The sequence below is a fragment of the Microbulbifer variabilis genome (assembly GCF_052468405.1).
In genome coordinates this window covers 3929711-3944734 of record NZ_CP174343.1, presented here as the reverse complement: position 1 = coordinate 3944734, position 15024 = coordinate 3929711, and the positions used below count along the sequence as shown (strand labels likewise).

At 49.4% G+C, this 15024-nt stretch carries 12 protein-coding genes and 1 pseudogene; 8 read left to right on the top strand and 5 right to left on the bottom strand.

What is annotated here, in order from left to right; genetic code table 11:
- Positions 1 to 3: 3 nt before the first annotated feature.
- The 5 genes from ACJJJB_RS17820 to ACJJJB_RS17800 form a co-directional block, all read right to left on the bottom strand.
- On the bottom strand, positions 4 to 528 hold the full coding sequence (locus ACJJJB_RS17820; RefSeq protein WP_445365251.1) for an AraC family transcriptional regulator: 525 nt from the start codon (positions 526 to 528) through the stop codon (positions 4 to 6).
- A 111-nt stretch (positions 529 to 639) separates the two neighbouring features.
- Positions 640 to 1641 (bottom strand): FAD:protein FMN transferase, encoded by a 1002-nt coding sequence (locus ACJJJB_RS17815; protein ID WP_445365250.1) that lies wholly within the window; start codon positions 1639 to 1641, stop codon positions 640 to 642.
- A 12-nt stretch (positions 1642 to 1653) separates the two neighbouring features.
- Positions 1654 to 3225: a hypothetical protein gene (locus ACJJJB_RS17810; protein WP_020414165.1), complete on the bottom strand. Its 1572-nt coding sequence runs from the start codon at positions 3223 to 3225 to the stop codon at positions 1654 to 1656.
- A 158-nt stretch (positions 3226 to 3383) separates the two neighbouring features.
- A complete protein-coding gene (locus ACJJJB_RS17805; RefSeq protein ID WP_353375497.1) occupies positions 3384 to 5867 on the bottom strand; it encodes a LamG domain-containing protein in 2484 nt (827 codons plus the stop codon).
- A gap of 5 nt (positions 5868 to 5872) precedes the next feature.
- Complete coding sequence (locus ACJJJB_RS17800; RefSeq protein WP_051089521.1) at positions 5873 to 7099, bottom strand: hypothetical protein; 1227 nt, start codon at positions 7097 to 7099, stop codon at positions 5873 to 5875.
- 226 nt (positions 7100 to 7325) lie between these two features.
- On the opposite strand from ACJJJB_RS17800, the gene ACJJJB_RS17795 reads away from it, so the two are divergent.
- From ACJJJB_RS17795 to ACJJJB_RS17760, 8 genes and pseudogenes are all read left to right on the top strand, one after another.
- Positions 7326 to 9941, top strand: a complete 2616-nt coding sequence (locus ACJJJB_RS17795; protein ID WP_445365249.1) for an HzsA-related protein — start codon at positions 7326 to 7328, stop codon at positions 9939 to 9941.
- 3 nt (positions 9942 to 9944) lie between these two features.
- On the top strand, positions 9945 to 10838 hold the full coding sequence (locus tag ACJJJB_RS17790) for an outer membrane beta-barrel protein (protein ID WP_445365248.1): 894 nt from the start codon (positions 9945 to 9947) through the stop codon (positions 10836 to 10838).
- Positions 10808 to 11461 carry an outer membrane beta-barrel domain-containing protein gene (locus tag ACJJJB_RS17785; RefSeq protein WP_020414170.1) on the top strand — a complete coding sequence of 218 codons (654 nt, stop codon included), beginning with the start codon at positions 10808 to 10810 and terminating at the stop codon, positions 11459 to 11461. Before ACJJJB_RS17790 ends, ACJJJB_RS17785 begins: the two co-directional genes overlap by 31 nt.
- A 33-nt stretch (positions 11462 to 11494) precedes the next feature.
- Positions 11495 to 11971 carry a TlpA family protein disulfide reductase gene (locus tag ACJJJB_RS17780; protein WP_445365247.1) on the top strand — a complete coding sequence of 159 codons (477 nt, stop codon included), beginning with the start codon at positions 11495 to 11497 and terminating at the stop codon, positions 11969 to 11971.
- 4 nt (positions 11972 to 11975) lie between these two features.
- Complete coding sequence (locus ACJJJB_RS17775) at positions 11976 to 12194, top strand: DUF4266 domain-containing protein (RefSeq protein WP_020414172.1); 219 nt, start codon at positions 11976 to 11978, stop codon at positions 12192 to 12194.
- Positions 12181 to 13341 (top strand): DUF3570 domain-containing protein, encoded by a 1161-nt coding sequence (locus ACJJJB_RS17770; protein WP_020414173.1) that lies wholly within the window; start codon positions 12181 to 12183, stop codon positions 13339 to 13341. The genes ACJJJB_RS17775 and ACJJJB_RS17770 overlap by 14 nt, the downstream gene beginning before the upstream one ends.
- Positions 13342 to 13628: 287 nt before the next feature.
- The gene (locus ACJJJB_RS17765) at positions 13629 to 14252 is read left to right on the top strand and encodes a GDSL-type esterase/lipase family protein (protein ID WP_157533571.1); all 624 of its coding nucleotides are present in this window, start codon (positions 13629 to 13631) and stop codon (positions 14250 to 14252) included.
- Between the two features lie 322 nt (positions 14253 to 14574).
- A pseudogene (locus ACJJJB_RS17760) lies at positions 14575 to 14985 on the top strand (pyridoxal-dependent decarboxylase); the annotation flags it as partial.
- Positions 14986 to 15024: the final 39 nt, after the last annotated feature.

The window sequence follows — 15024 nt, the reverse complement described above, 5'->3', positions numbered from 1 at the left end:
TAATCAGGGCGTGGGCCATTGAATGAGTTCAAAGTCCGGCTGTTGTTTGCCGGTTTTATCTGAGATGCGCAATTCGATAACAACGGGCTCATCGGTCTTTTCCAACTCTAGAGTCGCGCCCCGCTTATACTCGCGTCCCTCTGGTCCAAGACCGGTGAAGAAAGCGGAAATGGTGTAGTTACCAGATTTTAGGTTGCCCTTGTGTAGGGGTTGGATACCACCGCGCACAAGGGCACTGTGCTGATGATCGGTATACAGGTGGCTAGCTGTGAGTTTATTGTCGATATGTAATTTAACAGCGTCCAACTGAAAATAGTGACCGATATCCACAGAAACATAAAAAGCCACTTGGCTTTGTGCGGGGTAGAGCAGGTCCTCTTCCAGGATTAACAAATCCCGGTTTAACTTAATAACATCGCGCTTTAGATTTTCCAGCTTTTCAGCGGAAAAAGACTCTTGCTGAGCCTGAGACGCTGCGCCTGTGAAGAGAGCGAGTGAGAAAATAAACAACTGGAGAACGCGTCCCATGGAAGGCCTTTCGCTTGCTTTTGGCTTTATTGTGTAATGGGCGCAAATTATGTCAGGGGCGCAGCTATCTGGTGTGATCCCGTTGGCAAATTTTTTACGACGTTGAAACGATTATTGTGGGTTTGCCAGTCCCTGACTGAAGAACAGACGTTTGTTACTGTCGATAACCACTGCTTCAAATTGGGGCAGGCGATCAATGAGCGCCAGTCCCTTTTTCTTACCCAGCACAAATACACTGGTGGAAAGTGGATCGGTATCAAAACCCCTTGGGCCGATAATACTGACACTGATTAACTTATCGCTGTCTCCAACTGCTGTATCTGCGGGTTTCCCGGTATTTGGATTGAAAATATGATGAATACGCTCTTGCTGTTCATCGATAAAAAAGCGCTCGTAGTCACCGGAAGTTGAAATGGCAATGTCACGCAGGGGAATTACTGCGGCACTTTTGCTTTTTTCTCGTGGGTGACGAATGCCTACCAGCCAAGGTTCGCCGCGTTTATCGCCTAGCATACGTGCATCGCCACCGGCGCTGACACTGGCACAGCAGACTTCAGCCTGTTCGAGAATTTGAATGGCTTGATCCACAGCATACCCCTTGGCAATTCCACCCAGGTCAATTTTTGTTTCGCTGTGACCAAAGCGCAGGGTTTTGGACTTTTTATTCAAATGTAAGTGGCGGTAGTTCAGCGCCTCGATTAGAGAATCGGTAAGGGCGGAGTCTGCCTGTTTCCCGTTGCGGAAATCATAGTGTTTGCCGAGAGTAGCGTAGCTGATATCAAAGGCTCCATCGGTCAGGTGGCTGAACCAGAGAGACTTATCCACCAGAGAAAGCAGCTCATCGGAAATATTGACCGCTATTCTACCTGCCTCGCGATTGACGAGGGATAGTTCACTTTCTGCTTTGTAAGGTGACAACTGGTTATCCAGACGATGGAATTCCGTCATCACCTCTTCGATCAGGTATTCAGCCTCACTGGCATTCTCGTGCCAGAGCTGAAGGCGGACTTCAGTGCCCATGATTGCACGCTCGGCATAGTGCCACTCGGCCAATACCGGTGCCGCACAAAGGGCGGCACCACCAAACAGGAGAGATCGAATAAAACGCAACATCTCGGCATCACATTATCTTATGGGGGCAAAAGCGGTCAGGCTGTCCATGAGAGTACTGTTACCGAGCCCATGATTGGGGAATAGGCTGGCAAAATTACCTTGTTCACCATGTAGGGCCAGGTAGTTCAACACTACAGTTTCTACCAATAGGTTGACGTTGTTGGCGGCGGGGCTTGAGGACGTTTCCACATCCCCGGAGGAACGCATATAACCCAGCTGCTGGTGCCTTGCCTGCTCATCGGCGCTACCACCGAGTAATTGCGGACGCCCCGCAGGATTGTATACCAGGAAGAAGGAAGCAGCGGTTTGCTGATCGTCTCCGGTCCACACCCCCTTGCCACGACCTTCGACAGAGTCGTCGATCATTCCGTTGGAGAATACCGAACCATCGCTGAAGACATAAATCATCAGTGGCTGGTTGCGACGTGCAGCATACTCCAGGCAGGCGCCAATACAGCGGCCGGCACGCAGGTCGCGCATCTCGCCGGTGGCACGGTCGCCGGTATGGTAGTCGTAGCCACCCATAGTGATAGTGCCGGCACCGGCATAGCCATTCACCACAAGTTTCATTGCTGAGGCAGTTTTGCGGAATTCCCCATCCCCACTCAGTTCAGCGCTGGTAAAAATGCCGGAGGGACCGACAATATCCGGATCGGCTTCGGGGTTCAGATCGGCGGGATTACCGAAGCGGTCCGCCAGATCGGCGCTCTTCATATAACCGCAGCGCACCATGTCCTTGATAATGGCATCGGCCCCCACGCGGGTGTTTACCTTACCCAGCTTGGCATCAGAAATACGGTACATGGATTCCATCACTGCAACCGTGTCTTCCTGGCTGAGCAGTCCCACCAGATCGCCCACATCCACGAGGCCGGTAACATCAGAAGGCCTGTCCACTTTGGTGGGGCGTACCTCTGGATTGATCATTGCCGACGGAGACATGGAGTTACCACCGGAATCACTGGAGCGGGAGCCGATCAGGGCCAACAGGGAACCGTTGGCGCCGGCCTGATTGATACCGTACATGGGGTTGTGGGGGTTGTTGCCGGTATCGTTTTCCGAGCGCGCCGGGATTACTGCACCGTTGGTAGCCGCGGCAGTGCCAGAGCCCACTTTTTCCAAAATTCCGCGTAGCAAACCGCTGTCGCTATGGAAGGCGAGGCCCAGGTCGTTGTTAACAAACCCTTCTCCGGCAGAGGGGATCATATCGCCCGGCAAACCCTGCTTGTTGTAGCCGGCCGTGCCGAGAAAATCCATCTGGCCACCCTGTTTGCCTACCAATACATTGGAGCCGGCGATATTGGCTCCACCGGCGAGGTCGAAACAGATAAACGGAATTTTACCGGCGCCGAAAGCGCTTACATCACAGGGGCCGCCGTTACTCTTGCGCAGGTCTTCCAGATCGGAGGACAGAGCTGCGTGGGCGTTATGCGGGTTGGCAAACATACTGAATACCGAGCCACCTAATACTGTCGCCATGCCCGCGCGGAAGCCCTGGGCTAGAAAATCACGACGGGTTACCGGGCGGTGGTGGTCCGGGTGGCGTAGGGGCTGGTCCAGCTCAAAATATTTTTTCTTGCTCATAGTCTTTCCGGATTTTTTATCCGATGTGCCGGTAAATTATTTTTTGAATTTTTAGCAGATTGTTAAAAATTCTCTTTCGACAATCTGGTCTAGGCTGTGATTGATCCTCCCAGGTACAGCGTTTAAAACCGTACCTGGGCGACAGCCCGTTTTTTTAATCAGTGAATCAGGATCATGGCGCTGCCCATGGCGGCTGCGCATACGGCCTTGACCGTGGTCTCGGTCCGCCCCGCTTCACATCCATTGCCACAGGCGGTCATGGTGTTGATCAGGCTGTTTAATTCCGCTTCCACGGTGCTTAGATCTGGTGCGCTAGACAGCTGTGAGTGGCTGCCGTCATGCCAGTTCATTTCGTGGCCCAGCAGGCTCTCCATTAATGGATTAATCACCAGTGCTCGTTTGTCGGCGCTGTCGAAAGCAGTACCAGCGGAAGCGCTAAAATCAAAACCAGGGAAATAGCTGCTGCGCTCATTGGAATCCACCAGGGTGCTGCAGTACTTCACAGCAAGCTGGGTGATACCCATTTGCTGAGCCGCCAGGAATCCGGTGATGTCACTGGAGACTGGAAGCTGGCGCTTCACGGTTTCCCAGGTTTCCATCACATCCGGGTGGGCGCTGGAAATACCGGTAGCGCGAGACAGGCTGGCATTAATCTGCTCGAAGCGGCGCAGGCCAATACGTGGTTGAGCCTCGAGGTCTGCCGGTTCCGGTGGCGCTGCAGGGGTGGGCTCTACACGAGTAAAGCTGGCGTTGCCGATACGCTCAAAAGTGAGAAAGAACTCGTCCGATAGTGGGCCTTTATCAAGGGTGATAATGGTGCCCAATCTGGACAGTTGCTGGCCTTGGAGCGGTACATAGCTATCATCAATTTCTGTGGAGAACTCGGCCCAGGACTGGCCCACTTCCGCTTCGCGACCATTAATACCAATACGCATGCCTTCGATAGCGATACCTTTCGGATCTACGCTTTCGTCCAGGCTGATAAAAGTAGGTTCACTGAACAGATAGGCGTAGTTATCGAACTGCTGAACGGTAAACATCACGTAGCTCTCGGCGATGCCGGTGTGCTCTTCAACTTTAAATAACAGGAAGTATTTCTCTCCCACACCTACTTCATAGTTGGTGGCAACGTCCTCGGCAGAGAGCGCGCGAGAGTGAATTGCCAGCATGCGGATAGAGCCCTGCCAGCTATTTCCGTTACTTACTTCACTACCAACAGCTAGGGCAAAGGTGTCGTCCCAAGTGCTCAAGAGTCCCGCTTCGGTGGGGTCCATCTCCCCGGTATCAGCGCCGTTTACAAAGAGTTTGCGGCCGTTGATCGGGTCAAAAGTGGCGACCACGTGCTGCAAACTCGCCTGTACTTGCTGGTCGGCATCATCAGTCATCAGAGCTGGCATACCGTCCGCATCGGTACTGTCGCTGCGGTTCTGGAATGTGTAGCTGTACTGCGCCTGGCCTAGGGTGAAGTTGCGAATATCGTCACCGCCGGAATAGGTCACCAGACGTGCGGGACCTTCCTGGGTTACATTGGCCGGTGCGGCCCAAACCTCAATGGAATATTCGCCGGTGGCGGTGAGGGTTTCGTATAACTTGCGGCTGGTCGCTGTCGCCCCCTGGGCTTTACCACCTTTCAGTTGCAAACCCCAGGACTCAATCCACTCCACATCGCCTGAAAGAGCTAGATCAATAGCCGGGTTTACGCCGGAGGTGTCATAGGCCGTAGTGCCGCTGCCGGTTTTAAATTCGTACAGGGCAATCGCATTATTTTCCACGCGTCCACCACTGCTGGCGACAATGCCATCGGTGAGGCGCAGCGCCTTACTGATAACCCAGTCCTGGTTTACCTGGGTAGGTGCGATGCTGTCCGCAAAGGCTTGGATGGCTGCAGTCATTTCCGCTTCGTTATCGGAGCAGTCATCCCAGCAATTGTGGAATTCACTTCCCAGGCGCACGGAGAAGCGTGAATCCGCAGGGGTATCCAGATTCATCTTGCTCTTTGCTGACTCATAGGCGAGGTCGACATCGGAGCTGGCAAAGTAAGGTTTTTGTGCAAGTGCGGCATCCTCACTGTGGCAGCTGGCACAGTAGTTACGTAATACCGGGTAAACGGTAGTACCGAAGTTACTACTTGAGACCGGGAAGCTCTTGCTCGCGCCCACATCGCGTTCTATAGGAGGGGTTAGTGTGACTGTATTACTGAGGCCGCCGCTGGCTTGGGCCCACTCTTCAATATAATTGGTAATAATTTCAGCGCAGGCGTCGTCGCTGGAAAGCCAACAGTTGTGTCCGCCGCCCACTTTGGTCACCAGGCGCGACTCTTCCGGTAGGCTTAGGTTTACCAGTTCGCGCCCGTCATCGTAGGCTGCATTAATATCGTCACCGCGTACGAAATGAGGGCTCTGTGCACCTTCAATATGGCAACTACCACAGCGATTCTGTGCGACCAGGTTATCCCAGATATAGCGCTTGTACTGATTGACGTCATCAGTTTCAGGTGCTGGCCCTGAATAGTTGACGCCATTATTGGATTGGTTGGTATTTGGCTGTTCCTCTGTGTCCTGGCCACTGCCGCCACTACAAGCGACAACAAATGCCGCTGTGTATAAAAGGGTTGATATTTGCAGGCTCTTTAAAGTTTTCATTGTTATTAGTCCCCCGCGCAATAAACTGCAGCATCGGCGTACACCTGCTTCAGTTTGTAACCGGAGCTGCTGAAATCGTCAGTGATGGATTCTATGCGTGCGCGATCACTGGCATCTTCGGGCTCACGTAAGCACACCTGGCGAAAAACTTTGGTGACTTGGCAGGTGGCGAAAGCACGGCTGTTGGCCAACTCCTCACCGAGAGATTTTGCTCCGTTACCGCTACCGGGGAGGGCGCTACTCCACCCCAGGTGAAGATTGGGCCCCTCACGCCAATAGTTGTCCCAGCGATCGTCGGGAAGCTGGTATCCGTGGGGAAAGTTTGCTGCATTAATATGGTTTTTGGCTTTCACACGACTGCCGGTTTCGGGATCTGTATCCCCTGCGGTGTTGTAGTCGAGTGCTCCGTTATCCCCCTCCGGATCATTGTCCGCATCGTAGACATAATCGTAGTAGGCGAACGCTTGGGCCATAGGGTCCATTCCGCTGTGACAGCTAACGCAGTTGTTCTGGAATACCCGACTGTCACCTCCGGGGCTGCGACTCACATCCTGGCGAACCCGATCTGGTGGACGTGTGCTGTCTTGCACCTGCTCCATATCCCGACACATGTGGTTGAGCATGGTAAAACGGAACATGGCGCGGTTGGTGCCAGCACTAAAAAAGGCTTTTGCTGCGGCGCGACTTGTGATCACCCCTGCGGTGGCATCGGCAGGAAGTCCATTGAGAGAAGACTGGCTCTGTTGTGCGAGATTATCTTTTAGGGAATAACCTCCAGCTTCAAGAGCTTCATAGTGATCGTTATTACTGGTGCTGTAACCCGGCAGTCCGGAAACATTCCCGGTATACAGGATATTTGCCGACAACAATTGGCGAAAATCCATATCGTCCCGCACCATACCGATAACGGTTGCGCTGTAATCGTTTAATGGCGCAAACACATCCTGCTCTTCGTTAGTCCAGGGTGTGGCGAGATTTTTCAGGGTCACATTGTAAAAATCTTCGTGTTGCATGGCTGTATAGGCAGCGCTAGTAGGATTGCCATTAGCAATATCCTCAGCCATATCCAGTAATACACTTTCAGAGGGAATTGTGCCGGTGATACGGCTGTGAATTTGTAGGGCCTGATCCTGGGAAGCAGCGAGAGCGGAGCCACTCCAAAGGCCGGCCCCGATTATTGCGCCTACCACTGTGAGCTGGATCACATGCGCTCGAGACGAATTATTTTTCATTGGATTATTTTATTGATGGGGTCAGTGGGGTATAGCAAGGCATACTAAAAGCGAATTTCAACACTGTCAGAATGACTTTCAATATTTGCGTCCCAGTTGGCAAACTTTTTGTGCGCAACTTGCGAGAATTACCCTTAGCGGTAAAAACCGCACACAAAATAATGTAGGGCCTTCAGCAAATATTACCGGCATATTGCTGGTGCCTATGCCGGGTGGATAAAAAATAATGAAATTTTTGCGTGCAGTGCCACTATTGCTGTTCGTGGCCGCTTGTAGTGGTGGTGGCAACTCCTCAAGTGGTGGAGAACAGGCGGAAGATCCAGTAGTGGTGGATTACCCTATTGCCTTTGTGCGTCGTCAACTTAATAAGGATGATGAAGGGGCTCTGGAGCCAGACAGCGTATACCAACCCCAGGATTTTTTCCCCGGTGCTGAGCTGGTCCTGAAGGATCGCGCTACAGCGAGTGCTGCTGAGACGGTAATTACCGCAGAGATTTTTATCGGCGATTACGATGTTAAAGATTTGAATACCTCCGCCGATGGGCAGCGCCTGATATTCGCAATGCGCGCACCTGAATTGGAGAATGTTGATGACGATGAGCAGCCCACCTGGAATATTTGGTTATATGACCTTGAGACCAAAGAGCTGAAAAGAGTCATACAGTCCGACCTTATTGCTGAGGAAGGGCAGGATGTTGCCCCGGCTTTTCTGCCAGATGGGCGTATTGTATTTTCATCTAGTCGCCAACGTCGTGCCCGCGCTTTGTTATTGGATGATAACAAGCCGCAATTTTCTGCTTTGACAGATGATCAGGATGAGCCTGCTTTTGTTTTACATGTGATGGAGGCAGATGGCAGTGATATTCGTCAGATCTCTTTCAATCAAAGCCACGATCTTAATCCCACAGTACTGAACAATGGGCGTATCCTGTTTAATCGCTGGGATAATGCCGCCGGTGTAGACCGTTTAAGTCTCTATACCATGAAACCAGATGGTAGTGATCTGTCTTTCCATTATGGTTATCACAGCCAGGAAACCGGCACCGAAAATTCTACTGCCACTTTCTCCAGGCCGCGTGAGATGCCAGATGGACGTTTACTGGTAAACCTGCGTTCGCCCGCAGGAATAAGTTACGGCGGCGATCTGGTAGCTATCGATGGGGTAAATTACAGCGAAGCCTACAGTGAAGCCGGTGGTGAGGGTGAGCTGGTTGGCCAGTCCTCTGTCTCATTTGCTGAGGTTGTTACTGATGGGACACTCTCTCCCCATGGCACATTCTCCACAGCTTGGCCCTTCTACGATGGTACCAGCAGACTGTTGGTATCTTGGAGCGAATGTCGCATTGTGGAGGAAGAGACGGAGCTGCTGCGTCCTTGTCCGGAAAGTTTGGAGGGTGAAGAGGAGCTGGTATTAGCTGATCCTCTTTACGGCTTGTGGATCTATGATTATGAGGCCGGTACCCAATTGCCAATTATTGTCGCAGAAGAAGGCATAATGATCTCCGAGGGGGTGACTCTGGAGCCCCGTACAGAGCCAGCTTATATTCCTGACCCAATTCCCGGGGTGGATGTGGATGGCGATCTGGTGCAGGAATCTGTGGGTATTTTGGATATCCGTAGCGTCTACGATTTTGATGGTGAGGATATAGCCGGAATAGAAGTGCTCGCTGATCCGGCTTTGACCAGCGCTGATGAACGTCCCGCGCGTTTCCTGCGTATTGTAAAAGCTGTAGCGATTCCAGATGATGACATTCTGGATTTTGATGGCTCGGCATTTGGTCGTAACCGTAGCCAGGGTATGCGCGAAATCCTGGGGTATACGCCTATCCAACCGGATGGTTCGGTACGAGTCAAAATACCTGCCGATATTCCCTTTGCAATTTCAGTGGTAGATGCCGAGGGCAGGAGAATTTTTGAGCAGCACAATAACTGGTTGCAGTTACGGTCCGGTGAGGTACGCAGCTGTGTGGGCTGCCATACCAGTGAGAGTGAAAATGCTCATGGTCGCGTGGATATGCAGCTGGAATCTGCCTGGAGTGGGGCACCAACCTCTGCGGCGCCTTTCGCTAATACTGAGCCTGCGCTACAAGCGGAAATGGGTGAAACCATGGCGCAGTTATTGGCTCGGGTTATTGGAGAGGCTGGATTAACAGGAGACGTACAGTTTTCTGACGTGTGGACCGATCCAGCAGTTCGTGCCAAAGATACTGATGTTTCTCTGGCTTACGCTGATTTATTGACTGAAATCCCTGCACCGCTGGCCTGCCTGGATAATTGGGATAGCAGTTGTCGTAGTGTTATTCACTACGAACAGCATATCCAGCCAATCTGGGAGCTGCCACGCCAAGTTGTAGATAATGTCGGCACGGTGATTAGTGATAACACCTGTACTGCCTGTCACTCACCATTAGATGCCGCTGGCGCTACGCGAGTTCCTGCTGCGCAACTGGATCTGACCGCCAGTGCATCCATTGTGAACGATGCTTGGTTTACCTCCTATGCCGAACTGCTGGTTGATAGTCCTATCTTGGATCTTGTCGATGGAATTTTAACTCCGCGGCTGAGACAGGAGACGGATAATCAGGGTAATCCGGTATTTGAAACTGATGAAGATGGCAATTTAATACTTGATGCCAATGGTGATCCTATTCCGGTGATGGTCGTTGTAACAAGTACTTCAGTTCTGGCTGATACTGCAGCAGAAAGTACGTTTTTCACAGTGTTCTCCTCCGGGGGGGCGCACGCAGGTTACTTGCAGCCGGCAGAATTACGCCTGATTGCTGAATGGTTGGATATCGGCGCTCAGTACTATAACGATCCTTTTGCTGCACCGGCTGACTGATCCATGTCCATTATTAAGAAATACTTTTTTATTTTCTCTCTACTATTGGGAGCCAACTTACTTTCAGTTTTCGCGTTTGCAGAAGGGAGTGAAGTGGCGCAAGTGGTCGAGGGTGTGGAGGTGGAAATATCTTCGGGAAAGGTACCTGGGGAATTCCCGGCAGAAGAAGAAAACCCGGAGCCGATAATTCCCGTTGCTATTGATGTGATGGGCGATATACCTGATGACGCTGAACGGGTTACCGTTGGTAATGCGTTTATCAATATTTATCGAGGGCCTGGCCGAGGCTATCCGATTTTTCATGTGGCTGAATATGGTGAAAAAATCTGGCTGCTTAAGCGCCGTACCGACTGGGTAAAAGTATTGGCGTCGCGCAATAAAACCGGTTGGGTAAGAGTTGCGGATCTGCAGGAAATTTATGGTGAGGAGGGTGAGTTGGTACGGGTTCCCCTACCAGATTTCAGGGATGTGGAAGCGGGTTACTTTTATTTGGGTTTTTCCTACGGCGATTTTGCAGGTGCCAACTCCTTGGGAACAACACTCGGCTACCAGTTTTCCTCTAATTTGGCTACTGAATTGCGTGCTACTCAAGCAGTTGGTAAATTTTCTGATAGCCAAGTGTATCAAATGGCAGTACTACACCAGCCGTTCCCACGCTGGCGACTATCTCCTTATTTTTTGCTTGGTGCCGGCCTGAATATCACATCACCCAACGCGACTATTATCGCAACTGAAGATCGCCAGGACACAGTAATGCTGGCGGGCATAGGGATAAAAACTTATCTATCGCGCCGCTTTGCCGTTAAGGCGGAATACACGAATCACTACCTGCTCACCTCGCGGGAAAATAATCAGGAGATAGTCGAGTGGAAACTTGGTTTCGACGTATATCTGTAGGCACAGCAACCCTATCCGCACTATTCAGTGCTCATGCCTGTGTTGCCCAACAAGGTGAGGAAGTTATAACAGATATTGTCTCTCCAGATTTGGAGCGTCGCGAGGTACGTGATGCACTGATAGACAGTGAGAATATTGAACTGGGTGTCTTTGCCGGGGTTATCAATGTAGAAGATTTTGGCTCCAATGCCCTCTATGGCACGTCAGTTTCTTACCATATTACTGAAGATTTCTTTATGGAAGGCACTTATGCGCAGACTGAGTTGGGTGAATCCAGCTTTGAGCGTTTAAGTGGTGCCGCTCCTTTGTTGACCGATGAACAACGGGAGCTGAGCTATTACAACTTTTCTTTAGGTTGGAATATTTTTCAAGGGGAATACTTTATTTCTGATGACTGGGCATTTAATACTGATTTTTATCTGGTGAGTGGTGCAGGTAATACCTCTTTTGCCGATGAAGAGCACTTTACTTATAACTTCGGTGCCGGAGTGCGCTTATTGGCAAATGATTGGTTAGCATTACGCTTTGATGTGCGTGATCACGTATTTGAACACGAATTATTTGGTGAGGCGCAAACTACTCATAACCTGTCTACCCAATTGGGACTTACTGTATTTTTCTGATTGTTTTAAAAATTAACAATAAGGATTTTTTATATGTTAAGAATTGTTGCTGTATTTGCGCTGCTTGTATTTTCGACAGGCGCCAGTGCTTCTGAGCCTTCTAAAGACTTTACTTTAGCTTCTAATCAAGGTGCGAACCTGCGTTTGGCGGAGCAGCGTGGTGAGGTGATTATGCTGAATTTTTGGGCATCCTGGTGTGGGCCCTGCCGTCAGGAGATGCCTTTGCTGGACCAGTTGCACGAGCGTTATTCCGCGGCTGGATTCCAAGTCTGGGGTGTAAATGTGGATGCACACCGATCTGATGCAGAGAAGTTATTGGGAAAAATACCGGTGGATTTCCCCATTTTATTCGATAGCACCAGTGAGGTGAGCAAAATGTATGGTATTGACGCTATGCCGAGCACGGTTTTTATAGATAGAGATGGGAATGTTCGTCATATCCATAAAGGCTATCGTGATGGCGATGAAGCGACATATAAGAAAATCATTAAGGAATTAATCCGGGAGTAATATCATGTTGCGCTACTTGTTGCCGCTGTTGGCGGTATCGCTATTCAGTGGTTGCACAGTAACGCCCTGGGTGGCTCCTTACGAGCGTCAGTACCTGGCGGATCCAATTATGGGTTTTGAGAGAGATCCAGTTGCCGCCAGCTACATGAACCATGTGTATGAAGCCCGGGAAGCGGCTAGGGGAGCGGAAGGTGGTAGTGGAGGCGGATGTGGTTGTAACTAAATTGTTGCGTTATTGCCTTGCTTTAGGGTTAATTTTCCCCATTTATGCTTCTGCTGCTGTGTTACCTGAGGAACGAGCTGATAACCTGTATCATGCCTATAGTGGCGGGGGGGTTACCATAGATGGCCCCTCGGTGTTGATTCGTAAAAATATTGGCAACAATGTCTCCTTTTCCGCAAATTACTATGTGGATATGATTTCCGGGGCCTCAATTGATGTTGAGGCAACTGCTAGTGAATATACTGAAAGGCGTGATCAGTACTCTCTCGGGGTGGACTATTTGGTGGATAAAACCACCATTAATTTCGGCTATACCAATAGCTCGGAGAGTGATTATGAGGCGCAAACAGTTGGCTTTGGTATTAGTCAGGGATTCTTTGGAGACTTGAGTACTATTGATCTACGTGTCAGCTATGGTAGTGATGAAGTATTTCGCAATGATGATGAGTATTTTTCTGATGAAGCCCAACACCGCCGCTATGGGGTGAGCTGGAATCAGATTCTTACACAAAAATTAATTGCTGAATTAAGCGTAGAGACGGTCACCGATGAAGGTTATCTTAATAATCCTTACAGAACGGTGCGTTTTCTTGATCCAACAGTTTCGCAGGGATTTAGTTATCAACCTGAAAACTATCCAAGGACCAGAAATAGTGATGCGGCAGCTATTAGGTTAAAATATCGATTACCTTACCGTGCATCAATAAAAGGTGAGTATCGCCGCTATGCGGATAGCTGGGGAATAACTGCGGATAATGTCGAGTTTCGTTACACCCACCCGCTAGAAGAGCAGGATGAATGGATCCTTGAAGGTAAGATACGCTATTACCAGCAAACCAGCGCTGATTTTTATAGCGACTTGTTTCCCTATTCGAATGCTACCAATTTCCGAGCACGTGACAAAGAATTGAGTAACTATACCACGCTAGCACTGGGCGTAGGTGTATCTTATGAATTGCCACAACGCTGGTCCCTGCTAAATCGCAGGAATACTATAAACTTATATTGGGATCATATCCTGTTTGACTACGAGGATTTCCTCGATGTTACGGTGCATGGTGATAGTACGGCTATTACTCCGGGAAGTGAACCTGCCTATAGTTTTTCAGCCAATGTAATCCGCCTGTTCTGGACGGTACGTATCTGATATTAATGGCCCTCAACTAAGTGTGACATTTAAATAGAGCTTCATCACCATTTAAATGTATTAAGTATGGGGCCTCTTTTTCCATTGATATCATTTTTCTCAATCACTTAAAATTCATATCATATAGCTCAAAGCATATGATTGTTTTTTTCAGGTGCTTTCATACTCTTGGTTTCTTTGCGTTTTGACATTATCTTTTCCTATGCTAAATGTGCCCGCAGGGTAATTCTGGGGCATTATGTGATGCGGACAACAAATTAAAACATAGAGTCAGTTTTGTGGCTTATATGGCGAGAAAGATACCTAGAAAAATTATCTTTATTGGTTCCAGTTCTGTCTATGGAAAAGGAGATTCAGAACTGGGTGGTTTTGTACAGCGATTTCGCCTTCGCTTTGAAGATTTAAACCCCAAGAATCTTGTTTATTCTCTCGGTGTGTTTGGTGAGGCGGTGGCCTCGCTTATTGTTAGAGCTTCCCACGAGCTGCCTCTGAGGAGGCCCCATTTAATTGGAATATATCCCGGGTTCAATGATATCTGCCGGGTAGGAGGAGTAATGGAAGAGACTGCCGTAGCTCTGGACTCATATCGACAAGCTATGTTGCAGCTTTTGCAAACTTCCAAAATGATCGCTCCAACCTTTGTAATGACCGGTATTCCGTTTGATGAACTCCGGACTACGCCCTTTCACAATAGTGATAGCTATTTTTTTAGATCTGATGCCAAGCTTTATACTCAGGTTGTGAGAGAAGTGGCGGCTATAGAAATGATTCCAATATTGGATTTCGATAAATTATGGCGTAACAGGCCACTGTATAAGCTACTTTCTGAGGATGGTCTTCACGCAAACCCCAGCGGTCATCAGTTACTTTATGAACAAACCTGGGACTTTGTCTGCAAAAATTATCTTTAGCTTTTCTGTCCACTCTTATCTTTTTTAAAGTTCCCATCCTTTTCTACAAGTACTGGATTATATAAGTACTCAATTGCAGTTTTTCTTCGGCTCCCAAAAATAGCCGAAGAAAATTATTGAAATACTGTGTGACGATAGTATGGATAGCAAAAAAATTACTGATAAACAAGAATCATTAAATGCTTTATCTTAGGCAATTCAATGTGCTGAAGAGTATCTATCAAAAATTCGTGAAAGGCGGGTCAGCCCTTCTTGTGAAGCTGTAGCCTGGATACATGTGGATGGCGCTTTTGTTTTATGAGCGGCGGCTTCTCCTGCTAAAGCTAATTTGACCGCCGATATCGAACTGGCGGATTCATGGGCGGTGTATGGTCACAAGTGGCTGAACACGCCATACGATTGTGGCGTGGCAATTTGTCGTGATGCAGGGGCTGTAAACCGGGTTATGACAACTCAGGCGCCTTACTTACAAGCTGGTACAGAACCACCGCCCAAGGATATGGTACCGGAATCTTTTCGCTGTGCGCGCGGTGTTGAGGTTTGGGCTGCGATCCGGGAGATGGGAAGTAATCGTGTGGGAGATCTGGTTGAGGGCTGCTGTTCCTATGCTCAACATTTGGCACAAGGATTAATGGAAATGGGTTATGAGCTGCTCAATGATGTCGTTTTGAATCAGGTTGTGGCCACAATTGGAGGTGAGAACGACATGCATCGTATCGTGCAAAGAATATAAGATGAGGGAGTATGTTGGTTTGGCACCACAGTCTGGCAG